This is a genomic window from Neobacillus notoginsengisoli (assembly GCF_003515685.1).
GTDB lineage: Bacteria > Bacillota > Bacilli > Bacillales > Cytobacillaceae > Bacillus_D > Bacillus_D notoginsengisoli.
Map to the genome: position 1 here is coordinate 1 of NZ_QWEG01000028.1, position 22,551 is coordinate 22,551.

20 protein-coding genes, 14 tRNA genes and 1 pseudogene are annotated in these 22,551 nt (G+C 46.5%); 25 read left to right on the forward strand and 10 right to left on the reverse strand.

The window, feature by feature from the left end; translation table 11 throughout:
* The first annotated feature begins 47 nt into the window (after window positions 1–47).
* From D1B31_RS23130 to D1B31_RS23205, 16 genes are all read left to right on the forward strand, one after another.
* Window positions 48–124 (forward strand) — tRNA-Pro (locus tag D1B31_RS23130).
* Between the two features lie 6 nt (window positions 125–130).
* Window positions 131–203 (forward strand) — tRNA-Ala (locus D1B31_RS23135).
* Window positions 204–224: 21 nt separating this feature from the next.
* Window positions 225–301 (forward strand) — tRNA-Met (locus D1B31_RS23140).
* 12 nt (window positions 302–313) lie between these two features.
* Window positions 314–387 (forward strand) — tRNA-Ile (locus D1B31_RS23145).
* A 21-nt stretch (window positions 388–408) separates the two neighbouring features.
* A tRNA-Ser gene (locus D1B31_RS23150) sits at window positions 409–501 on the forward strand.
* 154 nt (window positions 502–655) lie between these two features.
* Window positions 656–729 (forward strand) — tRNA-Met (locus D1B31_RS23155).
* 3 nt (window positions 730–732) lie between these two features.
* A tRNA-Asp gene (locus tag D1B31_RS23160) sits at window positions 733–809 on the forward strand.
* A gap of 8 nt (window positions 810–817) precedes the next feature.
* Window positions 818–893, forward strand: a tRNA-Phe gene (locus D1B31_RS23165).
* A gap of 22 nt (window positions 894–915) precedes the next feature.
* Window positions 916–991, forward strand: a tRNA-His gene (locus D1B31_RS23170).
* Between the two features lie 15 nt (window positions 992–1,006).
* Window positions 1,007–1,080 (forward strand) — tRNA-Gly (locus tag D1B31_RS23175).
* 5 nt (window positions 1,081–1,085) lie between these two features.
* Window positions 1,086–1,162 (forward strand) — tRNA-Ile (locus tag D1B31_RS23180).
* Between the two features lie 15 nt (window positions 1,163–1,177).
* Window positions 1,178–1,252: transfer RNA gene (locus D1B31_RS23185), tRNA-Asn, on the forward strand.
* A gap of 3 nt (window positions 1,253–1,255) precedes the next feature.
* Window positions 1,256–1,346 (forward strand) — tRNA-Ser (locus D1B31_RS23190).
* A gap of 6 nt (window positions 1,347–1,352) precedes the next feature.
* Window positions 1,353–1,424, forward strand: a tRNA-Glu gene (locus D1B31_RS23195).
* 954 nt (window positions 1,425–2,378) lie between these two features.
* Window positions 2,379–3,530: a glucose-1-phosphate adenylyltransferase gene (locus tag D1B31_RS23200; RefSeq protein WP_118924939.1), complete on the forward strand. Its 1,152-nt coding sequence runs from the start codon at window positions 2,379–2,381 to the stop codon at window positions 3,528–3,530.
* A gap of 17 nt (window positions 3,531–3,547) precedes the next feature.
* On the forward strand, window positions 3,548–4,597 hold the full coding sequence (locus D1B31_RS23205) for a GlgC family sugar phosphate nucleotidyltransferase (protein ID WP_118924902.1): 1,050 nt from the start codon (window positions 3,548–3,550) through the stop codon (window positions 4,595–4,597).
* A 127-nt stretch (window positions 4,598–4,724) separates the two neighbouring features.
* On the opposite strand, the gene D1B31_RS23210 is transcribed toward D1B31_RS23205, so the two are convergent.
* Together D1B31_RS23210 and D1B31_RS23215 are read right to left on the reverse strand one after the other, a co-directional pair.
* Complete coding sequence (locus tag D1B31_RS23210; protein ID WP_240035408.1) at window positions 4,725–5,501, reverse strand: TraR/DksA C4-type zinc finger protein; 777 nt, start codon at window positions 5,499–5,501, stop codon at window positions 4,725–4,727.
* 184 nt (window positions 5,502–5,685) lie between these two features.
* A complete protein-coding gene (locus tag D1B31_RS23215) occupies window positions 5,686–6,621 on the reverse strand; it encodes a 1,4-dihydroxy-2-naphthoate polyprenyltransferase (RefSeq protein WP_118924904.1) in 936 nt (311 codons plus the stop codon).
* Between the two features lie 400 nt (window positions 6,622–7,021).
* Here D1B31_RS23215 and D1B31_RS23220 point away from each other — a divergent pair, with 400 nt between their 5' ends.
* From D1B31_RS23220 to menC, 6 genes are all read left to right on the forward strand, one after another.
* The gene (locus D1B31_RS23220; protein WP_118924906.1) at window positions 7,022–8,431 is read left to right on the forward strand and encodes an isochorismate synthase; all 1,410 of its coding nucleotides are present in this window, start codon (window positions 7,022–7,024) and stop codon (window positions 8,429–8,431) included.
* Window positions 8,428–10,179, forward strand: a complete 1,752-nt coding sequence (gene menD, locus D1B31_RS23225; RefSeq protein ID WP_118924908.1) for a 2-succinyl-5-enolpyruvyl-6-hydroxy-3-cyclohexene-1-carboxylic-acid synthase — start codon at window positions 8,428–8,430, stop codon at window positions 10,177–10,179. Before D1B31_RS23220 ends, menD begins: the two co-directional genes overlap by 4 nt.
* On the forward strand, window positions 10,176–10,985 hold the full coding sequence (menH, locus tag D1B31_RS23230; protein ID WP_192894825.1) for a 2-succinyl-6-hydroxy-2,4-cyclohexadiene-1-carboxylate synthase: 810 nt from the start codon (window positions 10,176–10,178) through the stop codon (window positions 10,983–10,985). Before menD ends, menH begins: the two co-directional genes overlap by 4 nt.
* A gap of 15 nt (window positions 10,986–11,000) precedes the next feature.
* Entirely contained in the window at window positions 11,001–11,819 is an 819-nt protein-coding gene (menB, locus tag D1B31_RS23235) for a 1,4-dihydroxy-2-naphthoyl-CoA synthase (RefSeq protein WP_118924910.1), read from the forward strand.
* Between the two features lie 118 nt (window positions 11,820–11,937).
* Entirely contained in the window at window positions 11,938–13,428 is a 1,491-nt protein-coding gene (locus D1B31_RS23240; RefSeq protein WP_118924912.1) for an o-succinylbenzoate--CoA ligase, read from the forward strand.
* Window positions 13,425–14,618: an o-succinylbenzoate synthase gene (menC, locus tag D1B31_RS23245; protein ID WP_118924914.1), complete on the forward strand. Its 1,194-nt coding sequence runs from the start codon at window positions 13,425–13,427 to the stop codon at window positions 14,616–14,618. Before D1B31_RS23240 ends, menC begins: the two co-directional genes overlap by 4 nt.
* Window positions 14,619–14,737: 119 nt before the next feature.
* Here menC and D1B31_RS23250 read toward each other — a convergent pair whose 3' ends face one another.
* From D1B31_RS23250 to D1B31_RS23265, 4 genes are all read right to left on the reverse strand, one after another.
* Window positions 14,738–14,896 carry a DUF1540 domain-containing protein gene (locus D1B31_RS23250; protein WP_118924916.1) on the reverse strand — a complete coding sequence of 53 codons (159 nt, stop codon included), beginning with the start codon at window positions 14,894–14,896 and terminating at the stop codon, window positions 14,738–14,740.
* Window positions 14,897–15,046: 150 nt separating this feature from the next.
* Complete coding sequence (locus tag D1B31_RS23255) at window positions 15,047–16,090, reverse strand: cytochrome d ubiquinol oxidase subunit II (RefSeq protein ID WP_118924918.1); 1,044 nt, start codon at window positions 16,088–16,090, stop codon at window positions 15,047–15,049.
* An 11-nt stretch (window positions 16,091–16,101) separates the two neighbouring features.
* A complete protein-coding gene (locus D1B31_RS23260; RefSeq protein ID WP_118924920.1) occupies window positions 16,102–17,463 on the reverse strand; it encodes a cytochrome ubiquinol oxidase subunit I in 1,362 nt (453 codons plus the stop codon).
* Between the two features lie 123 nt (window positions 17,464–17,586).
* Window positions 17,587–18,540, reverse strand: a complete 954-nt coding sequence (locus D1B31_RS23265) for a metal ABC transporter solute-binding protein, Zn/Mn family (protein ID WP_118924922.1) — start codon at window positions 18,538–18,540, stop codon at window positions 17,587–17,589.
* A gap of 228 nt (window positions 18,541–18,768) precedes the next feature.
* Here D1B31_RS23265 and D1B31_RS23270 point away from each other — a divergent pair, with 228 nt between their 5' ends.
* The gene (locus D1B31_RS23270) at window positions 18,769–19,326 is read left to right on the forward strand and encodes a beta-class carbonic anhydrase (protein ID WP_118924924.1); all 558 of its coding nucleotides are present in this window, start codon (window positions 18,769–18,771) and stop codon (window positions 19,324–19,326) included.
* Window positions 19,327–19,335: 9 nt separating this feature from the next.
* Here D1B31_RS23270 and yidD read toward each other — a convergent pair whose 3' ends face one another.
* Window positions 19,336–19,584: a membrane protein insertion efficiency factor YidD gene (yidD, locus tag D1B31_RS23275; protein WP_118924926.1), complete on the reverse strand. Its 249-nt coding sequence runs from the start codon at window positions 19,582–19,584 to the stop codon at window positions 19,336–19,338.
* Between the two features lie 144 nt (window positions 19,585–19,728).
* Between yidD and D1B31_RS23280 the strand changes: the two genes are divergently transcribed.
* Window positions 19,729–20,202: an S-ribosylhomocysteine lyase gene (locus D1B31_RS23280; RefSeq protein ID WP_118924928.1), complete on the forward strand. Its 474-nt coding sequence runs from the start codon at window positions 19,729–19,731 to the stop codon at window positions 20,200–20,202.
* 71 nt (window positions 20,203–20,273) lie between these two features.
* Here D1B31_RS23280 and ytzI read toward each other — a convergent pair whose 3' ends face one another.
* Window positions 20,274–20,456, reverse strand: coding sequence for a YtzI protein (ytzI, locus tag D1B31_RS24520; RefSeq protein WP_158587657.1), 183 nt, complete (start codon window positions 20,454–20,456; stop codon window positions 20,274–20,276).
* Window positions 20,457–20,649: 193 nt separating this feature from the next.
* Window positions 20,650–20,904 carry a DUF6154 family protein gene (locus tag D1B31_RS23290; RefSeq protein WP_118924945.1) on the reverse strand — a complete coding sequence of 85 codons (255 nt, stop codon included), beginning with the start codon at window positions 20,902–20,904 and terminating at the stop codon, window positions 20,650–20,652.
* Window positions 20,905–21,085: 181 nt separating this feature from the next.
* On the opposite strand from D1B31_RS23290, the gene D1B31_RS23295 reads away from it, so the two are divergent.
* Window positions 21,086–21,418 carry a hydrolase gene (locus D1B31_RS23295; protein ID WP_118924933.1) on the forward strand — a complete coding sequence of 111 codons (333 nt, stop codon included), beginning with the start codon at window positions 21,086–21,088 and terminating at the stop codon, window positions 21,416–21,418.
* 12 nt (window positions 21,419–21,430) lie between these two features.
* On the opposite strand, the pseudogene D1B31_RS23305 reads toward D1B31_RS23295, so the two are convergent.
* Window positions 21,431–22,246 (reverse strand): annotated as a pseudogene (locus tag D1B31_RS23305) (DUF6612 family protein).
* Window positions 22,247–22,551: the final 305 nt, after the last annotated feature.

Sequence of the window (22,551 nt, forward strand, 5' to 3'; positions counted from 1 at the left end):
CGGATCAAAAGGTTAGGGGTTCGACTCCTCTCGGGCGCGCCATATATCGGGAAGTAGCTCAGCTTGGTAGAGCACTTGGTTTGGGACCAAGGGGTCGCAGGTTCGAATCCTGTCTTCCCGACCATTTTATGGGGCCTTAGCTCAGCTGGGAGAGCGCCTGCTTTGCACGCAGGAGGTCAGCGGTTCGATCCCGCTAGGCTCCACCTGATATAAGTTTATAAAATGGCGGTGTAGCTCAGCTGGCTAGAGCGTACGGTTCATACCCGTAAGGTCGGGGGTTCGATCCCCTCCGCCGCTACCAAAATTTAAAATTGGACCTTTAGCTCAGCTGGTTAGAGCAGACGGCTCATAACCGTCCGGTCGTAGGTTCGAGTCCTACAAGGTCCACTGTAACTTTATATTATAAATGGAGGAATACCCAAGTCTGGCTGAAGGGATCGGTCTTGAAAACCGACAGGCGGGTTAAACCGCGCGGGGGTTCGAATCCCTCTTCCTCCGCCATTTATATTTCTATTATCGCGGGGTGGAGCAACGAGCATTGCTTCATGAATAATCTGCGAGTTGTACCGTTCGAATTGCTGCTTGAATAAGCTTCCTGAGGTCGGGACAGTAATTGCTCTCCTAGAGCATGCTCAAATTATATACTTTTAATTATCGCGGGGTGGAGCAGTTCGGTAGCTCGTCGGGCTCATAACCCGAAGGTCGCAGGTTCAAATCCTGCCCCCGCAATATGGTCTGGTAGTTCAGTTGGTTAGAATGCCTGCCTGTCACGCAGGAGGTCGCGGGTTCGAGTCCCGTCCAGACCGCCATTTTTTTTGGCTCAGTAGCTCAGTCGGTAGAGCAAAGGACTGAAAATCCTTGTGTCGGCGGTTCGATTCCGTCCTGAGCCACCATTAAAATTATTTTAAGATAATGGCGATTGTGGCGAAGTGGTTAACGCACCTGATTGTGGTTCAGGCATTCGTGGGTTCGATTCCCATCAGTCGCCCCATTTAAAATTTTATACGCGGGTGTAGTTTAATGGTAAAACTCCAGCCTTCCAAGCTGATGTCGTGGGTTCGATTCCCATCACCCGCTCCATTTGTGGGCCTATAGCTCAGCTGGTTAGAGCGCACGCCTGATAAGCGTGAGGTCGATGGTTCGAGTCCATTTAGGCCCACCATTTTTATTTTGTTTTTCCACAGTAGCTCAGTGGTAGAGCAATCGGCTGTTAACCGATCGGTCGTAGGTTCGAATCCTACCTGTGGAGCCATATGGGGAAGTACTCAAGAGGCTGAAGAGGCGCCCCTGCTAAGGGCGTAGGTCGGGTGACCGGCGCGAGGGTTCAAATCCCTCCTTCTCCGCCATATAAAGGCCCCTTGGTCAAGCGGTTAAGACACCGCCCTTTCACGGCGGTAACACGGGTTCGAATCCCGTAGGGGTCATACAAAAAAGCTGTTAGCATAATGCTGACAGCTTTTTTGTTGCTTAAGAAACTCTTAGATGATACCAAGGCTGTCATTGAAATTCCTTTACGTGACAGCAAACATGTATTTTGGCGCCAAGCTGTCAGGGAAACCCCGGATACTTGCCTGCCCCGTTTTTTCTCCCTCGTTTTGAAACCAACACGCCTAGTAGCTTTATCTTTTCCTCTAAGTTCATTATCTCCCAACAAACTATAGAACGGATACTTCTGTTGAGTTTCCTATGGACAATTCGGAAAATCCCCCCCAATAAGGTTTATCTCCAATTCTTTAGGGTAAAAGTTAGGAAGCAGTTAAATATAGTTCCGTTTTATTCTTTACTTAGTTTAATAGAGTAGTCGTATCCCCCACAGATTTATCATTAGCTTGCCTATTGCAGGCTTTTTTCTTCATTTAATTCTTTACCGCGTTACTAAATTATAGAGTTATCAATCAACAACTAGCAATCACTTTTCCCCTTAGGTTGGTTGTTCATTTTTCTGCCATAAATCTTTCGAGTTATTGGGAGGAATCTTCATATTCCTTGGAAAATTCTTTGTCGGGTAGCCATGTTTGTCGTCAAATGACCTGTTTTTTTGTATATATGTTGGGACACTTGTCAAAATAACAGGGAATTTTTGTAAAGGAATTATCAATAAAAAAGCGAATTATACGACGATGAAGGAATATCCATTTCAAAGGGGAGTGCACTGCACATTGTCTGCTAAGGGGTCAGGCACCTTTTGAAAGCGGAAGGACAGATTGGCAATGACCTTTGCGTATCTGTCGAAATAAATACGAACAAAAGATGGGGGTAAACTAGCGGTTCCAATCTTTGTTGATCATATGCCTGGCAACTGTTGTGAAGGCCTTCGCGGAATATTTGTTTCCGGATGGGCTTTTGTTTTTGCCCGGTTAAAAGAGAGGAGCGCCTTTATGGCTAAGAAGAAATGCGTAGCAATGCTGCTGGCAGGGGGCCAGGGGAGCAGGTTGAAGTTGTTGACTAAGGAACTGGCAAAGCCCGCAGTCCCGTTTGGGGGGAAGTACCGGATAATTGATTTTACTTTAAGCAACTGTGCGAATTCAGGGATTGACACGGTTGGAGTGCTTACACAATACCAGCCGATGGTTCTGAACTCCTACATCGGGATTGGTAGTGCATGGGACCTTGATAGAAAGGATGGTGGGGTGACAGTCCTGCCCCCCTTTAGCGAATCTACTGAAGTGAAGTGGTATACAGGGACTGCCTGTGCGGTTTATCAAAATCTCCATTATATGAAACAATACGATCCTGAGTACATTCTAATCCTGTCAGGGGACCATATTTACAAAATGAATTACGAAGACATGCTGCAGTACCACATAGAGAAAAAAGCGGAGGTTACCATTTCCGTTGTGGAAGTCCCTTTTTCGGATGCGAACCGGTTTGGCATCATGAATACGGATGATGACATGAGGATCTTAGAGTTTGAGGAAAAGCCGAATGTCCCAAAAAACAACCTTGCTTCTATGGGAATCTATATTTTTAACTGGAAAACGCTGCTGGAATGTCTGGCGCGGGATTATGAGAATGAGAAATCGAGCCATGATTTTGGCAAAGATGTCATTCCTGGCCTTGTGAATGAAGGAAGAAAGCTGTATGCCTATCCATTTAAAGGTTACTGGAAGGATGTCGGGACAGTAAGGAGTTTTTGGGAAGCGAATTTGGACCTCCTTGATGACACATGCGGTTTAAATTTGTTTGACCAAGAATGGAGGATCTATTCCGTTAACCCCAACCAGCCTCCCCAATTTATCTCGAGCGACGCCGTCGTCATTCAGTCTCTTGTTAATGAAGGCTGCACGGTTGATGGGGATATTGAACGGTCCGTTTTATTTCAGGGAGTCACTGTTGAAAAAGGCTCCTTTATCAAAGAATCGGTCATCATGCCGGATGCGGTCATTGGCAAAAACACGGTCATAGAACGTGCGATTGTGCCGTGTAACCTAAAAGTTCCCGACGGTATGGTCATTAAGCCGCCTGATGGTGAAATTGTCTTAGTCAATAAAGAAATGATTCAAAAACACGTCTTGGCCACTGAAATTTAAAAGGAGGGACAGACACGATGAAACAGCTTTTAGGAGTCATTGATGCTGCGACATACCATGAAGATCTGCAGGATTTGCTGCTGCATAGGCCTGTTGCTGCCCTGCCTTTTGCAGGGAGGTACCGCCTAATAGATTTCGTCCTTTCCAGTATGGTAAATTCAGGAATCAGCAGTGTTGCCATCTTCCCAAAATTTGGTTACAGATCATTAATGGATCACCTTGGATCGGGAAAGAATTGGGATTTAAACAGAAAACGCGATGGGCTTTTTCTTTTCCCCGCATCTCCAATGGAGGCAGAGAGGAATTCAGGAATCGGGTGCTTTTCCCATTATGCAGACAACCTTGATTTCTTCTATAGAAGCTCGCAGGAATATACAATTATTTCAAATTCATTCACAGTTATTAATACTGATTTCCGTGAACTTTTGCAAAAGCACTTAGCGTGCGGCTGTGACATGACCGAAGTATATAAAAACGGTCAGCCGCTTAATATTTACCTTCTGAAAACATCGCTTCTGATTGACCTGATTGAATCAAGGTATGAAACAGGATATGACTGCATCAAGGATGTCTTTGATGATATGAAAAGCCCCTATACTTTTTGCACGTATGAATACGAAGGATATGCAAGAAGGGTCGATACAATTAAAAATTATTATAAAACGAGCATGGAGCTTCTCGATGCACAGGTTTGGACCGCCCTGTTTAAAAGGAGCCAGCCTATCTTCACTAAAGTAAAAGATGAGCCGCCGTCCCGATATTATGAAGATTCATCAGTAAAACGGAGCTTAGTTGCAAATGGCTGCCAACTGAGAGGGGTAATTGAAAACAGCATTATTGCAAGGGGCGTTGTAGTTGGCCGGGGAGCCGTCATCCGCAATAGCATCATTATGCAAAAATGCCAAATTGGCGAAAATTGCGCCATCGACTCTGTGATTCTTGACAAAGACGTAAAAGTCGAATCGGGCACAATGATTGAAGGAAGCCCAGGAATGCCAAAGGTATACAGAAAAAGTTCAGTTATTGAACAGGTAGATTCCCGGTTGAAATCTCTTATGACATTATAGTTTTGGCAAGCTTTTGTAAAAATAGAACAGCCAGTCCCAAAACAAATGGGAGCTGGCTGTTTTTACGTAGAAATGCTGTAAAAAACTATATTCATTTAGAATGGAATCAAAATCTTATTTTGCTAAATTATTTATTCTTATCATCGTCAACATAACTGTCCCTTTTTCTGTAATGCACATCACCCATTTGTGAATCAAGGCCTTTACGGTCAAGCAAATCTTCAAGTTCTTCCAGTTTTTCGTTCGTGGGATTGTATTGACGGTTTCCGCCTTTCATATCATTTGAAACATACTCCTCGATTTCCTCTGCAGGAGCTTCTTCGTTGATTCCTTTATTGTAAAGTTCGTCATAGCTGCTATAGTCACCGACCAAGTCAGATGGTCCTTCCGAAGTTCCGTAGCGGGCGGCTTCCTCGAAGCTGTCATTTGTATCAATGACTCCGTCTTCACTTCTTCCCCGGAAGGAATTGGGGACAGAAGGCTCTAGAACTTCCTCCTCAACAGGCCGGTCACCAGCTATAATCCGCTCTGGCGTGTGCTCGATACAATAAAGGGTGGAAGGGACCGCTTCAAGCCGTTCGTAAGGGATATCCTTCCCGCACTCACGGCAGACGCCGTAAGAACCATCCTCAATGGCAGCCAGGGCGGCACTCACCTTTTGCAGCTCTGAACTTGCATGATCCTCAAGTGCAAAATTCTTTTCTCTTTCAAACAGCTCAGTCCCTAAATCGGCCGGATGGTTATCATAAGCGGATAGCTCACCAACCGTTTCGGTCTCATCCACATCGCGGTCCCCATACCCATTACCCATTTCAAGCTGCTTCTCCAAAGCATCCTTCTCATCCTGCAAAGTATATTTCAATCTATTTAATTGCTTCTCACTTAACAATTCACCCACATCCATTTCATCTCAAATTAATACCCATCGTTATAAATTCCTTCCCCCTCCAAAGACCAATGAAACATAATGAGGCAGGGGACGGTTCCATTGCTTCATTCTACAGAGTAGCAATTTTCCGACGAACTGAGCCTTGAAAAAAGAAAAAAGCCCCTGCAATGGCAGGAGCTTCATGGTTATAGGCATGGCTTTATAAAAAATAACCGAATAGTAACCCTATTGACAACAAAAATCCGAAAATGGTATTTGTCTGTGCTGTCGCTTTCATGGCAGGCATCATCTGGATCGGTACCCCGCCTGCTCGAAAGCCTTTAACAGCCTTGATTGCTTTCGGTGCGCTTAAAATGACAATGGCCGTCCATGCAGATGCAAGGCCAACGGCAATAAACACTGCAACGAGCAGATACGCAGCGATAAACATGCCGGCCAAGAAGTGGATGGCATGTTCACGGCCCAGAAGGATGGCTAATGTCTTCCTGCCGAAATCCTTGTCGCCGTCATGGTCGCGAATGTTGTTGGCTAGAAGGATCGCACCAACAAGGATGGAGACGGGAATGGATACAAGGATGCTCGTGCCGGAAACATATCCAGTCTGGATGAAAAATGAAATAAGAATAATCAGGCATCCCATGAAAAATCCCGCAAATAGTTCGCCAAATGGCGTATACGCAATCGGATAAGGCCCGCCAGTATAAAGATAACCGCAGAGCATGGACGCACTGCCGATTACGGCCAGCCACCAGCTAGTTTCTATGCATATATAAATGCCGAGCAGGAGGGAAATACCGTACAGAATGAGTGCAAGCTGCATGACTGTCCGTGGTTTTATCCCATCCCGGACAATGGCTCCTCCAATACCGATCGAATGCTCGGTATCAAGTCCTCTTTTATAGTCATAATACTCATTAAACATATTCGTTGCAGCTTGAATAAGCAGACTGGCGAGCAGCATCGCGAAAAAGAGACCAAAATGAATTTTGCCAACGAGTAAGGCAAGCGCCGTACCAAGGAAAACTGGAACGAAAGCCGCTGTTAATGTATGCGGTCTGGTCAGCTGCCACCAGGCGCGGAAACCGCGGTTGGATTCAGGAATATGGGGGGTGCCAGTTTGTACCTGAGCCTGCATGAAAAACACTCCCTTATTATATTTAGTAGAGTTTCACTTCTATTAATATTGTAAATTAGACATGCCAAATTTAAGTGTAGGGAATCCGCCTGTCCGTGTCAATGGCTTTTTCCTGGCATTAGGAAATCAAGTTTCTAAGCGGAAGTCCTAAAAAACATACTCGCAAATGCGTTCGCTTTTATCTAAAAAAACAGAAAAATGCTCCTTAAAAAAACTATATTTTCCGACTTCTTCAAAAAGGAAGCGTTTGTCGAGCTTTGTGTCAAAATACGGTATAATAAGGGATGGAAACGGCTCAATGTGACAAGTGTTATTGACACCCCCTTAAACTGGGGAGTATCTTAAAATAGGCTTGGAACTGAATGGACAAAAGCTTTGATGCTGTGTTGGAGGGATCTTTGTGGTTACCATTCATGAAACAGAACTGAAGGAAAAAATCCTTCTTGGCATAACAAAGGCGGGGGAGCTGAACCGGCCGATTTTGGTCAGTGAAGTCAATAAGGTTGAACCGACAGAACCCCTAGCTTTTTTTAATAATGGAAATGAAGCTTTCTTTGGTGAACGCTTTTACTGGAAAAACCCAGAAGGCAGTTTAAATATTGCCGGGGTGGGAATCGCGGCGCAATTAAGCAGCGAGCAGGCCGAGGGGCGATTTTCAAAGATTGACCGGAAGTGGAAGCAGCTGATTCAGGATAGTATAGTGTCCACTCCCCATCATGCACCCGGAATAGGGCCGCTCATGTTTGGTGGTTTTTCGTTTGATCCGCTGAAGGAGAAAACCGCGCTTTGGTCGAAATACCCGGAAGCTCTTTTTCATGTACCACGATTTATGCTGACGATGGTGGATGGAGACGTGTATGTGACGACAAATGTTCTTTGTACGAAGCATGACGACGTTTCACTCTTTTATAAGGTTGTGGCAGAAAGGGATTCCCTTCTTAAAGAGGATGAACATTTGGCTGTTGGCAAAACTGCTCCCTTGAAAGGGATGACAGAAATAAAACCTGCAGAATGGAAAAAGTCGGTAACTGAAGCCATCCGGCAGCTCAACATGGAAGGACTTCTAAAAAAAGTTGTGCTAGCCAGGGAGCTGCGGCTGTTCTTTGATAAAAAGGTTGAAACCGGGACTTTGCTCCAAAACCTTGAAAGCGAACAGAAAACAAGTTTTATCTTTTCGTTCGAATCTGGCGGAGATAGTTTTATAGGTGCATCTCCGGAACGTCTTGTCCAAAAACACGGGAAATCAGTGCAGTCGGCATGCCTTGCAGGATCGTTCCCGCGCGGCAAAACAGACACAGAAGACCGTCAGCTTAGTTCACAGCTACTGAACGATGAAAAGAACTTAGCTGAACATCAGTATGTTGTCGATATGATTAGGAATGCGCTTGAAGGTGCATGCGAACAGGTGAAGATCCCCGATAAGCCCAGTTTAATGAAGATTCGCGACATCCAACATTTATTTACTCCGGTCGAGGGAGTGGCGTTGGACACGACGAGCCTTCTTGACCTCGTTGAGAGGCTGCATCCGACTCCTGCCTTGGGTGGGCTTCCAAAACAATTGGCAGTTGAAACAATCCGCGAACTGGAAGAACTGGATAGAGGGTTCTATGCCGCGCCTATCGGCTGGATGGATTACGCGGGGAACGGGGAATTCGCGGTGGCAATCCGCTCAGGCCTGATTCAGGGGCAGGAGGCATCGCTTTTTGCCGGCTGCGGAGTCGTCGCAAATTCGGATGTTGAAAGTGAATACGTGGAGACAAGGCTGAAATTCAGGCCGATGCTTTCGGCCCTTGGGGGAACAATAGAATGAATCATCAAAGTGCGTTAACAGCTTATATTGCTGCTTTTGTGGCAGAACTCGTGCATGCAGGAATAAAGGATGTGGTAGTCAGCCCCGGGTCACGCTCAACGCCCATGGCCATGGTCATGGCGGAGCATCCCGGGTTGAACCTGCATATTCATGTGGATGAAAGATCGGCAGCTTTTTTTGCCCTCGGGATTGCGAAGGCGACCGGCAAGCCAGCGGCCATCCTTTGCACATCAGGAACAGCAGCAGCCAATTATTTTCCGGCAATCGTCGAGGCCCGCTATTCGCGCGTGCCTCTTCTTGTGCTGACTGCGGACAGGCCGCATGAACTGAGAGACGTCGGCGCCCCGCAGGCCATAGACCAAATTGACCTGTATGGCAAACATGTAAAATGGTTCAATGAAATGGCCCTTCCTGAGGAAGCGGCAGATATGATCCGTTATGTGCGGACGGTTTGTGCCAGAGCGGCATCGGTAGCGATCCAGGCTCCCGCAGGTCCGGTCCACCTCAACTTTCCATTCAGGGAACCGCTCATTCCGGATCTTGAGAATGACCGTTTATTTGAACTGCCAGAAAGGGCGGAGGGGTATGTTTCCGTCCAGGTTGGAAGCAGGACTCTCGCAAAAGAAGATTTCGAACGAATTGCGGCTGTTTTGGAGAAGCACGAGAAAGGAATCATTGTGTGCGGACAGCTTGGCAATAAGGAATTTGCCGGAAAGGTCGAACAGCTCGCTGAAGCGCTTGGCTATCCGGTGCTGGCCGATCCGCTTTCCCAGCTGAGGAGTGCAACCAATCCCGGTGATTGGATTGTCGACGCCTATGATGCATTCCTGCGATTTGAAGAAGCGAAAAGCATACTGAAGCCCGAAGTTGTCATCCGCTTTGGCGCGATGCCTGTTTCCAAGGCATTGGGAATTTTTCTAAAAGAAAACCGGAACGCCCTGCAATTTGTTGTTGATGGCGGCGGGGGCTGGCTTGACCCTCATGCGCTATCGACGGAAATGGTCTACTGTGATGAGGCGCTATTCTGTGAGGGGCTCCTACAGCATATCCAAGGCCGGCAGGGAAGTGGTTTTTCCGACCGTTGGCTGAAAATGAATGGGCTGGCGAAAGCTGCCATGGAGGCCGAAATGAACCGTGACGAGCTGAATGAAAGCTTCGTTTTTCGCCAGCTTTCGGAGCTGCTTCCGGAAGGAGCGTCGCTTTTTGTCGGAAACAGCATGCCGATCAGGGATTTGGACAGCTTTTTCTGGAAAACTAATAAGCGAATCAAGGTGATGGCGAACCGGGGCGCTAATGGCATCGACGGTGTCACGTCCAGCGCGCTCGGGGCCTCCCTTTATGCTGCTCCAATGTACCTTGTTTTGGGAGACCTGACGTTTTTCCATGATATGAACGGCCTCATTGCGGCCAAACAGTATGGCCTTGATTTGACAGTGATTCTTATTAATAACAACGGCGGCGGTATTTTCTCCTTCCTGCCGCAGTCCGGCCAGGCTAAAAATTTCGAGCGGCTTTTCGGCACTCCGCTTGGACTTGATTATTCCCATGTCGTTGAAATGTATGGCGGGAAGTTTTCAAGAGTCGAAAATTGGCTACAATTCAACGAATCAATCGAATTGGCAAAAGAGGAACCGGGCTTAAAAGTCATTGAAGTCGTTACTGACAGGGAAGCAAACGCCGCAGACCATCGAAGGCTCTGGAAAGCCGTTTCCCGGGAAATAAACAAGTTCATGGATATGGAAAAATGAAAATCAAGGTAAACGGATTGTCTTATCATGTAGAAGTTTGTGGAGAAGGGGAGCCGCTCCTGCTTCTCCATGGATTTACGGGGAGCGGAGGGACATGGCTGCCATTTTGCCAAAAGTGGGGCCATCATTCAAAGTTGATCTGTGTAGATTTGCCCGGACACGGCAAAACAGATGCTCCTCGTTCACCGGAGCGGTACAGCATGCAAAATATGATTCTTGATTTAAAGGCTATACTTGACGAGCTTGGAGTGGAAAAGACGAATGTACTTGGCTACTCGATGGGTGGCCGGATTGCCTTGGGATTCGCCATTACCTGTCCGGACCGGGTCGGGAAGCTGATTCTCGAAAGCACTTCCCCCGGCCTAGCGACAGAAGCAAAGCGGAAGGCACGCCGCATAAAAGACAGTGAACTTGCTGATTTTATCCTAGATCAGGGAATCGAAAGCTTCGTGGATTATTGGCAAAACATCCCCTTGTTCAAATCGCTCCAGGAAATGCCTGCCCATGCCAGGCAAGCGGTCAGGGAACAGCGCCTTGCCAATTCGCCGGCAGGGCTCGCCAATTCGCTGATTGGCATTGGGACGGGGGCGCAGCCCTCCTATTGGGATCGGCTTTCGGAAATAAATGCCGAAGTGCTGCTTATAGCAGGGAAGCTGGACGAAAAATTTTGCGGAATCGCCGAAAAAATGTCGGGGCGCCTACAATCATCCCGAATTGAGCTGATTGATGGTGCCGGCCATGCAATTCATGTGGAGAATCCAGAGAAGTTTGGTACAATAGTTAGTAGGTTTTTGACACATACATAAAAGGAGGATTCCATTTTGACAGTAGAATGGGTCGCAGGTCGACAATACGAAGATATTTTGTATGAAACATATAATGGTATCGCAAAAATCACCATTAACCGCCCGGAGGTACGCAACGCGTTCCGCCCGAAAACGGTTATGGAACTAATTGATGCATTTGCATATGCAAGGGACGATTCCAGCGTTGGGGTCATTGTCCTTACTGGTGCGGGCGATATGGCATTCTGTTCGGGCGGCGACCAAAAGGTGCGCGGCCACGGTGGCTATGTTGGCGAGGATGAGATCCCGCGTCTGAACGTCCTTGACCTTCAGCGCTTGATCCGCGTTATTCCTAAGCCTGTCATCGCTATGGTAAAAGGTTATGCCATCGGCGGCGGCCATGTGCTCCACGTCGTCTGCGATTTAACAATCGCGGCTGACAACGCCATTTTTGGCCAGACAGGCCCGAATGTCGGCAGCTTTGATGCAGGCTATGGTTCCGGCTATCTCGCACGAATCGTCGGCCATAAAAAAGCACGTGAAATCTGGTTCCTATGCCGCCAGTACAATGCCCAGGAAGCACTTGACATGGGGCTTGTCAACACAGTGGTACCGCTCAATCAGGTTGAAGAAGAAACAATCAAGTGGTGCGAAGAAATCCTTGAAAAGAGCCCGACTGCGCTCCGCTTCCTGAAGGCTGCAATGAACGCTGACACGGACGGCCTGGCTGGACTCCAGCAATTTGCAGGGGATGCAACTCTCCTTTATTACACAACTGAAGAAGCAAAAGAAGGCCGCGATGCTTTCAAGGAAAAGCGCAAGCCAGACTTCGGCCAGTTCCCGAGATTCCCGTAAACTCAAAATTATTGCGTATATACCATGTGTCTCGGACTGACAAATTGTAAATGAATAAACTAACTCTACAGCTTGATGGGATTCCCCGTCAGGCTGTTTTAGTATTGAAGGTGAAAAGATGGCACAAACCATGCCGAATTTTTTGCGAAAACGGGCATATTTAACACCCGAGAGGCCCGCAATCAGCTATTTTAATCAGCAGCTCTCCTTTCGTGAACTTTATGACAGGAGCCTTCAGGTTGCCGGAAGTCTTGCGGCCCTTGGCGTGAAAAAGCGAAGCTTAACAGGCGTCCTGGTCAAAAATAGCCTCGAATCAGCAGTCTTCCTTTATGCCCTTCAGCTGCTCGGGTCGACCGCGGTCATGCTGAACAACCGGCTGTCCGCAGCAGAACTTTCCTTTCAGCTTTCCGACGCAAAAGCCGAGTTTCTCATTTATGAACATACATTTAAGGATTTGGCTTATGAGGCCTCGGGAAAGGTCTCTAAAGTAAAAATGTTCCCGCTTGAAGACTTGGCGGGCGGGGATGTAACTGATGTTCCCATTGAACAGGAATTGTCCCTCGATGACGTTTGCACCATTATGTATACTTCCGGAACGACTGGGAATCCGAAAGGGGTTCTCCAAACGTACGGCAACCATTTTTGGAGCGCGTCTGCCTCGGCCTTGAACCTCGGCTTGTCGCAAGACGACACATGGCTTTGCTCCGTTCCAATTTTTCATATTAGCGGCTTTTCAATTTTAATGAGAAGCGTCATTTATGGGATGCATATTGTTTTGCACAGCCATTTTGATGCGAAAAAGTCACTAGAAGATATCGAGGCGAAAAAAGTCACCATCATGTCCGTCGTCGGGACGACATTGACGAGAATAGTCGATGAACTGGGAGATGGGCGGCTGCCTGAGCACTTCCGTTGCATGCTATTAGGAGGGGGGCCTGCGCCATTGCCGCTTCTTGAAGCATGCCGCAGCCGCAATATCCCCGTTTTCCAAACATACGGGATGACGGAAACGGCTTCACAGTCCGTCACTCTTGCTCCCGAATACAGTCTGGAAAAACTCGGGTCGGCGGGCAAGCCGCTTTTTCCGGTATCTTTGAAAATCGAGCTTCAGGATGGGCGGGAAGCGGCTGAAGGGGAGGCGGGAGAAATTTTGCTCAAAGGCCCGAACGTCACCCCCGGCTATTTGAACAGGCCAGAAGAAACTGCCAAAAAAATCGTTGATGGCTGGCTGCACACAGGCGACATTGGCTTTCTTGATGAAGAGGGGTTCCTCTATGTTCTTGATCGCCGTTCCGACTTGATTATCTCTGGCGGCGAAAATATTTATCCGGCCGAAATCGAAAGTGTTCTTTTGTCCCATCCCGGAGTAAAAGAAGCTGGTGTTACGGGGCTGCCCAACAGTGAATGGGGCCAGGTGCCGGCTGCGTTTGTGGTCCTTGTGGAAGAAGCTGGCCCTTCAGCGGACGAACTTCGCCACTATTGCCAGGAAAAACTGGCGAAATACAAAGTGCCAAGGGAGTTTTATTTTGCAAAAGAATTGCCGCGGAACGCATCCAACAAGCTCCTGCGCAGGAAACTGGCCGAGCTGATAGAGGAGGCCGGGAAATGAACATCTCAGCCATAAAACTTTCAATCATTTCCATGCCACTGAAGCAGCCCTTCCACACGCACCTCGGTACAGTAAAGGAACGCGAAGCAATCATCGTTGAAGCGATAGACCGGGAAGGACTGTCCGGATTTGGCGAAGGCGTTGCCTTTTCTTCGCCCTGGTACACGGAAGAAACCGTCGCGACAAGTTGGCATGTTTTAACTGAGTTTTTACTTCCTCTTCTCAAAAGGAACCCTGTCTCCCATCCGCGAGAAGTCTTTGGCCTGTTTTCCGGCATCAGACGCAACCATATGGCAAAGTCGGCAATTGAGCTGGCGCTTTGGGATTTATATGCGAAGCAAAAACAGGTCCCGCTTGCGCGATTGCTCGGTGCAGAAATGGGGAGCGCTCCGTTTGGAACAGAAGGGAAGTCACCTGGAGCAGAAAGGGACTTGGCCGGAATGGTTGAAAAATTACCTAGAGTGGATAGAATTCCTTCCGGAGTCGTCGTTGCATCCAAAGATGAAGCCGAAGCTCTCGAACAAACCGCCAAGTATGTGGAGGAAGGTTACCAGCGCGTGAAGGTGAAAATCAGTCCGGCCAATGATTACAAGCTTCTTTCCGCGATTCGGGGAGCATTCTCGAACCTTCCAATCATGGCCGATGCCAACTCGGCCTATTCTTTGGATGACGCCGAGAGGCTGAAAGTACTGGATGAACTGAACCTGCTTATGATCGAGCAGCCACTCGCACATAATGACTTCATCGAGCACGCAAAACTGCAAAAGCAGATTTCGACCCCACTTTGTTTAGATGAAAGCATTAATTCCTATTCGGACGCAGTCATGGCCATTGCATTCGGTAGCTGCCGGGTAATTGCTGTAAAAGCGGGGAAAGTAGGCGGGCTCGGGGAAGCGGTCCGAATTCATGATTTTTGCAAGGCCGAAGGAATTCCGGTCTGGTGCGGAGGGATGATTGAATTCGGTATTTCCCGCGCCCACAATATAGCTTTGGCCTCACTGCCCGGCTTTACGATTCCTGGCGATCTCTCCTCATCATCCCGGTTCTGGGAAGAGGATATCATTGAGCCGGAAATCACTGTTGAGGATGGATGGATTAGTATTCCGAGAGCGCCGGGAATTGGATTTTCAATCAACCGAAAGCGTTTGGAGCAGGTTACTTTGAGGGAAGAGGTTTATCGTTTTAATTAGAAAACTATTTACTATTTAAGGCCTGCGGCCGTACGCAGGCTTTTTTGCGTTGGGTTTGTAGGCAATCCTGTCCATAAAAGAGAGGGAGCACGCATGCTCGATGGCGCTCCCTCATCTTCCTATAGGCCATGGGGTTCAAAGGTTTTGCAGTCTGTTTCCCTGCTTGTATCCGCAGTTTCACCCGTATGGCTGACAACATAAATCTGTTCGGCGCCGCATTTATTGCCATTTTGCCAGAACGTACAGTTGTTTACCTCACAAAGGACATCTTTTGCCACACGTATCACTCCTTATCATTGGGATACATGTTTAGCTTGTGATTTTTCGCAAGGTGGATTCCTGTAAATTTGAAGGCTTATTTCCATAAGTTTTTGTCATTGCCATTCATGCCTGGCAAATTCCCCCGCCTGAAATTATGTAGCATACTTTTACTCAGCATTTCGCCTCAGATATTTTTTGTCATGCATGAATAGACTCCAAAAGTAGACAAAGCCGGGGAACAGGATGGCAAAGCCAACGATATAGGTGGCAAAAACGGCCCTGAATGAACTCGGGTCGGTAAAGGCCGTATGGATCGTCACGTCAGGATAGACCAGGTAGGGGAGATGAGCCCTTCCGTATACATAGCTAGCCGTAAGGTATTGCAATGTAATCGCAATAACCGCAATCCTTGGCATTCCGAAGACTCTGGCGCCGTTCTTTCTTGTAGGAAGGAAAAGGGCAAGTCCGCCGGTCAGGAAAAAGCCTACGGATAGAATAAGCAAGGGAAGATGTTCCATCATCCCGTTGTACAGCCAAGGAACTTCCCGCTTAAGAGTCACCATAATTGCAATGGTCATAACCATGGTAATCGGTCCGAGAATGAGAGCATCCCGCCGATAAATTTTGTAGGCGTGAAACTCATTTGAAACCTTGGAATAGTCGGCCAAGAGTAGGGAGGACAAGAACAAAGTTGAACTAATCGCAAAAAAGAAAAACGCATATTCATTCGGGCTCGTAAAGAGACGGGCGAGGTTTAATGATTGCCGTCCTCCTTCGAATGTGTCGATATACTGGCCATGCGTAATAGGCAGGACGCTGATTAGCAGACCCGGAATGAGAAACCCGCAAATTCCCGAGACATAGGTCAATGGCTTCCTGTATTCCTCGGCAATATTTGAAAAAACAAGAAATGCGCTCCGGAGAGTCAGCAGGACAAGGATGAAACTGCCCGGAATCAATAAAACCGTGCCGAGTGTATACGCACCGCGCGGAAACAGGCTGTAAACGGCGACGACCAGGGCAACAATGAACGTATTCGTTACCTCCCATGTCGGAGACAAATAACGGTTGGCAATATTCGTAGCGCCTGTATGATTTTTGTTGATGTAGAGCATCGACCAGAAGCCTGCCCCGAAATCCATCGTCGCCATGACAGCGTAGATAAAGACAAAGCCCCAAAGGATTGTAATCGCAATATAGGCATCGACCATTTTGCCACCTCCTATGTATTCGAGCTGAATAACGGAACACCTTTCGTTTCCGCCCGCGCAAAATCTTTCTCAACAGGATTCTTTTTGAAATAATGAAGCAGCACAAATAACGCTGCTGCAGCGAGGATGACATAAACCGCAACAAATAAAGCAAATAAAGGACCAAGATTTGTTTGGCTAGTGACAGAATCCGCAGTTGGGAGCACCCTGTAAATATTCCAAGGCTGGCGGCCGGTGCAGGCAAAAATCCAGCCGAATTCCATTGCCAGGATTGACAGCGGCCCTGATGCAACGAGCGACCAAAGCAGCCATTTAGGATAATTGGGTTTCTTAAATAGTTTCTTCCACAAAAGGCCTAGAACAGCAATCAGAATAAGAAAGGTCCCAATAAAAACCATCCCGTTGAAGAGGGTGTGGGTAAACAGCGGCGGCCATTCATTCTCCGGCCATTCATTCAGGCCTTTTACGACGGTATCAAAACTGTTTCCTGCCAAAAAGCTGAGCGCCCATGGAATTTCAATTGCATATTTAACCGACTCAGTTTCCTTGTCAGTCACTCCACCGATTGCTAGCGGCGCATGTGACTGGGTCTCGAAAAGGCCTTCTGCGGCGGCGAGCTTTTCAGGCTGATATTCGTGGAGCATCTGTGCGGATGCGTGCCCATTGACCGCAGTAAGAAGTGAAAAAATTCCACCGACTATGAGTGACAAAGTCAGAGCTTTTTGATGGAATTTATAAATCCTCGTCCCATGTTCCGCGCGAATCAACTTAAATGCCGCAACCATTGCGACGACGAAGGCCCCGACAACATAAGCCGAAAGGGCAACATGGGTGGCAGTCACAAAAAAGCTCGGATTAAAAAATGCCTTCCACGGGTCCACATTCACGATTTCCCCATTCACCACATCAAATCCGGCCGGGGTTCCCTGAAAGGCATGGACATTTGTGATTAAAACCGCAGAGGCCAGTGCGCCCAGGGCAACGAGGAAAAGGCTTGCCAGCCGCATCCATGGCTTAATCCGTTCCGCGGCGTACACATAGATCGACATAAAAAGAGCCTCAACGAAAAACGCGTAGATTTCAATTTGAAAAGGCAGCGCCATCACCCGGCCAATTACTTCCATGAAACCGGGCCAGAGCAGAGACAGCTGGGTACCGGCAATCGTGCCCGTCGGGATACCGACCCCAAGCAATATCGCAAAAGTCTTTGTCCACCTTTTCGCCATGACAACATAATCTGGATCTTTCGTTTTTTGATAGAGGAGTTCGGCGCAAATCATCATCAACGGCAGTCCGACCCCAATCGTAGCGTGGATAATATGGAACCCCATCGTCGTCCCGAACAGGGACCGGGCAATCAGCAAATCACTCATTCAACTCTCCCCTTCAAAAAATAACTATAACCATTGTTGACCAACGGGTATTTTTTTAGACGGAGTGGAAGTGAAAACAAAAAAGCATCCCGGCCCCATAAGGGAAGGATGCTTTTAGTAATATTAGTTCATAGCTTTCTTTAACGTCTCCACATTTTTTTCCATTAATGTAAAATACGTTTCGTTATTTTTTATGTCCTTGGCGGTTCTTGTTGCAAGATTATGGACTTGGATGATTTTCGCCCCGGTTTCGGCCTGAACGGTTTTTGCGAGTTTGGAAGAAACATTTTGTTCTACTAAAATATAGTGAATGCCATTCTTCTTGACGGTGGAAATGATTTTCTCCATATCTTTTTGCGTCGGCTCGCTTGCGGTAGACATTCCCGCAATTGAGGTCTGCTTAATTCCATACCTGGATTCCCAGTAGCCGAATGCCGCGTGGGAAACGATGATTTCCTTGTTCCTAGCACCGGCCGCGGCATCTTTAAATTGTTGGTCAAGATTTTCGAGGTCGAAAATCAAATTCTCATAGTTTTCTTCAAAATCAGCCTTGTTTTCAGGCATTTCTTTTACCATGGCTACCTTTATGGATTCAGCGAGGCCTTTTGCGTAAATCGGATCAAGCCAAATATGAGGGTCGATCCCTCCATGACCATGTCCATGATCATTTCCTTCATGGCCACTCTCTTCATCCTCTTCATGGACTCCTTCTTCAAGGTTGATCTTTTCCGCTGTTGCAACAACTGCGACATCTTCACCCTTCAAGGTCGACTTTGCTTTTTCTGCAAAACCTTCAAGGCCGAGACCGATATAAAAGAACAGGTCAGATTCGGCAAGAGCAATCATATCCTTTTGTGAAGGCTCATACGTATGCTCATCAGCCCCAGGAGGATAAATCGTCTTCACTTCAACATGGTCTCCGCCAATCCTTTCGGCAAAATATTGAAGCGGGTAGACAGTTGTATAAATGGAAAGTTTGTCAGGATTTTTTTCATTTAGCCTTCCGGTTTCATCTGAGCAGGCTGCTAACAGCATCCCGGCGAGCAAGATTAATAGAAATAAACTATATTTGCGCATTGTTAAAGCTCCTTTTGTAAATCGTATCCGTTACGATTTGTGTTTCAAAAAAATATTAATGCGTAATGATTCCGATTTGTTGACTGACTAATCATACAAAAATATTTGCCGAAAATCAAGATGAAATTTGTTTTCACTGTATAAAATCCGTTATTCTATTAAAGAATTGTTTTGCGGGCACATCTGGCCGGCTCATTAATCAAATATAGTAAGGAAGGTGAAATAAAAGTGGCAATGTTAAACGAAATACTGGAATACAACAAAACCTTTGTTGAAAAAAAGAAATATGAAAAGTACCAAACGACAAAATTTCCGAATAAGAAGATGGTCATTTTAACTTGTATGGATACGAGATTGCTTGAACTTTTGCCAAAAGCGATGAATTTCAGCAATGGCGATGTAAAGACGGTTAAAAATGCCGGCGCGCTAATTATGCATCCATTCGGGAGTATTATGCGCAGTATCCTAGTGGCGGTTTATGAATTGCAGGCAACTGAGGTTTTGGTGATTGGGCATCATGACTGCGGAATGAGCTCGCTGAAGTCGGGGGCCATGATCGAACATATGAAGGAAAGGGGAGTTAACCAGGAAACGCTGGATACGCTGAACTATTCGGGCATTGATATCAACAATTGGCTCCATGGCTTCGAAAACGTCACAGAAAGCGTCAAGCATAGCGTTGAGCTCATTAAAAAACATCCGCTTATGCCGGCGGATGTGAACGTACATGGACTTGTCATTAATCCTGAAACAGGGAAACTGGATCTTGTGGTAAACGGATATTAACCAAGACATCTACTTTCTGGGTGACTTTTTCTTACCCGGCCATTCTTCCGGAACGGGATCAACACCTCCAGGGTGGAGCGGGTGGCATTTTACAATTCGTTTGAATGCGAGCCAGCCGCCCTTCAAGGCTCCGAATCTCTGAACCGCTTCAAGCCCGTAGCTTGAGCAGGTTGGGTAAAACCTGCAGGTCGGCGGTTTGAGCGGGGAAATGACAATCTGGTAAAAGCGGATGATTCCAATGAATAGTTTTTTTAGCATACCGAATTCTCCCTAACGAGTGCTGTTCTCACTTTACCACAAAAATGTTGATTAGCGTCTAAATGATGAAATCCCTTAAAAGTAGATGAAAATAGTCGGATTTTATGGTATACTGCCAAGAGAATGGTAAAAGGAGAGGATTATATGCCTTCAGTAGAAAGTTTTGAACTTGACCATAATGCCGTCAAAGCCCCATATGTCCGCCATTGCGGCGTTCATAAAGTAGGGAGCGATGGAGTTGTAAATAAATATGATATCCGTTTTTGCCAGCCAAACAAGCAGGCGATGAAGCCTGATTCCATCCATACACTCGAACATTTGCTGGCCTTTAATATCCGCAAGCATGCCGAACCGTACAGCCACTTTGACATCATCGACATTTCGCCGATGGGTTGCCAGACAGGGTACTATCTTGTAGTCAGCGGTGAGCCGACTGTTGAAGAAATCATTGATCTTCTTGAAAATACGATGAAGGATGCGGTCGAAATTACGGAAATCCCGGCTGCAAATGAAAAGCAATGCGGCCAAGCGAAGCTACATGACCTCGAAGGCGCTAAAAGGCTGATGCGCTTCTGGCTCGGCCACAGCAAAGAGGAACTGAAGCAGGTTTTTGCTTGAAAATGAGCTTTCCCATTAGGGAAGGCAAAAAAATAAGAAGCTTCCCGGTTCACTTCTTCCGGGCAAGCTTCTTATTTACTTTCAGCTTTTTTAAACCGATCCTCATATTCATATTCGTATTCAGTCAATTCCTTTGGAACCTGGTCCATTGGGTCGACTGAATGCTTGAAAGCATATGCCTTATTAGTGACAATAATTGTAATCCAAATGGTGGCAATACAGATAATGATGCTCGTAATCATGACAATTACCATATCCAACCCCCCGTTATTCCGCATAGCCATCCGTAACCGGCTGCTTCTTTTGGCTCCATTGTAGCATAAGAAAGTTTCATTGCCAAAGGACCTGACCGGCACCCCAGCCATCTTGATGCTTAAGGAGTAGCGAGTGAACTAAAAAAAGAGCCTCAAATCAGGCCCTTTTCTTCCATCCCCTATGTATGGTCTCTCAGTGTATATTTCTAGGGTAAAAGGTTACAGAACGCTGCCCGTAGTCATCCTTTGCAAATTTTCCTTTAAGACTTTCAATAAGGTATATGCCCATGAGATCATAAAGCTCCTGTTTATCCATCCCCTGGATTAAGGCAAGCAAATCTTCGCGGGTCATTTCCTCAAGAAAGGCAAATGCAAGCATATCAATATCTTCCTCATCCCCGGTAAGCTTATTGCGGTATAATTCATAAAGCTCATCTACTAGTTTCACCACACATCACCTCCAGAAGAAGAATTTTTATCGCCTATTCTTTTAATACCCTTTGCCAAAAAAAGTATTCCTGCCCGTATAACGCTTTTTATGAATAATTGATGAACCGAGGGGGATACGAAAGACAAAGCCATGCATCCTGCCAGACGGAATCAAGTTATTGAAAAGGAGTACATCCACTTTGGAAAATGAAAAAAAGACATATTATATAGCGATAGCAAACGGTGAAATATTCAGGAATGCGACAAGCTCGCCCTGGGATTTCAAGATTACCGCAACGGATGACGAAATTACCCAGCTGCGGGAATTCTTTGACGAAAATTATGCAAACGAATGGCTCACTTTCGTCCGGGCTCACATTCCCTATATGGAATACCACAACGATCGGGAAACGAAAAGATACGATGATAAGCTTCAGACTATCTACAGTTATATTTACGATTTAGGTGATGAAGAGGCCAGGGAACATATTGCTAGCATGGGCATCTTACCATCCGATGATTCCGGACTGTAAGGAATGTCCCTATCACTTCATCCCGGCGGCTGCCGGAACCGAAATTGTGCTGATTTGATTGTAATTGGAATACGCTCCATCCATCTCCATTTTCATTTTAACAGAACTATCAGCTTTTAAAAGCTCCATTTGAGTAATTGCTTTCATTTTTGAAGGCAAAAAGCCTTTTTTCGTAATAGCCAGTTCATAATGATACGAGTGAATTGATAAATTTTCCAATGCAGCCTCGTCCTCCTTTAATTGCGGGGGAAGGCTTTCCTTCATCAATTCTTTTATGCCCTAAGAGTTTTCAGGCCGGTTTGTTGTCAGTGAAATCAAATATACCTCCGCATTCTCTTTTATTAAAAGGGAATTCTCAATGAGGGTGGCAGCTTTTCTAAGTTCCCCGGCAAGATTATGTTGAGGGGAAGATGATAAACCAAAGGAAACCTGTTCGGCAGGATACTTTGCCCATTGCTTCTGATTGCCCTCGAAAACATACATACCCTCTTCAGTATAATATGCTTCAGTCTGGATAGACTTTTCTGTTGCGACTATATTTATTTCAGATTTTTGATGAAAGGCAATTGGCCTGGTCAGCATATCTGTCCTAGCTTTGGAATGCAGTTTAAAGCTTTTGGCATCCGCGCTTCCTTGCATTTTCTGAAAAATTTCGAGGTCGACCGTCAGCCCTGTCAAACTTCTCGAATGCGGTTTCTGCTTTCTCAAGTACTTGTTCCGGGGAATGAGTAGCCTTTTGCAGTCTTTTCCTGGATTTCTCCGCTTCAGAAGTATTTCCCCAATTGCAGGAAGCGAGCAGAAAAACGATGAAGAGGCGTAAGATTCCAAGGGCTAATTTTTGCAAAATAAACTTCCTCCCCAAAAAGAGCCGCAAAAATAAATTCCCTATTCATTTAGCCCATCAAGCGCGCTTGAAACACAATTCCTCAAAAATTTCATCTGTCATTTGTAAGTGCTTGAGAACAGGGCTACTATAAAGTAAAAAGGATAGGAATCTTTTTTGTTATTGCGTGCCCAGGCAAGCCGTTAATTGCTAATTGGTGAAAGTCCAATCTGAGTAAGTACCAAGACGCTCATTAGCTGACAGGCAACTGGTGGAGAAATCCTAAGGTTGAAGCCCTGTGACAACGTAA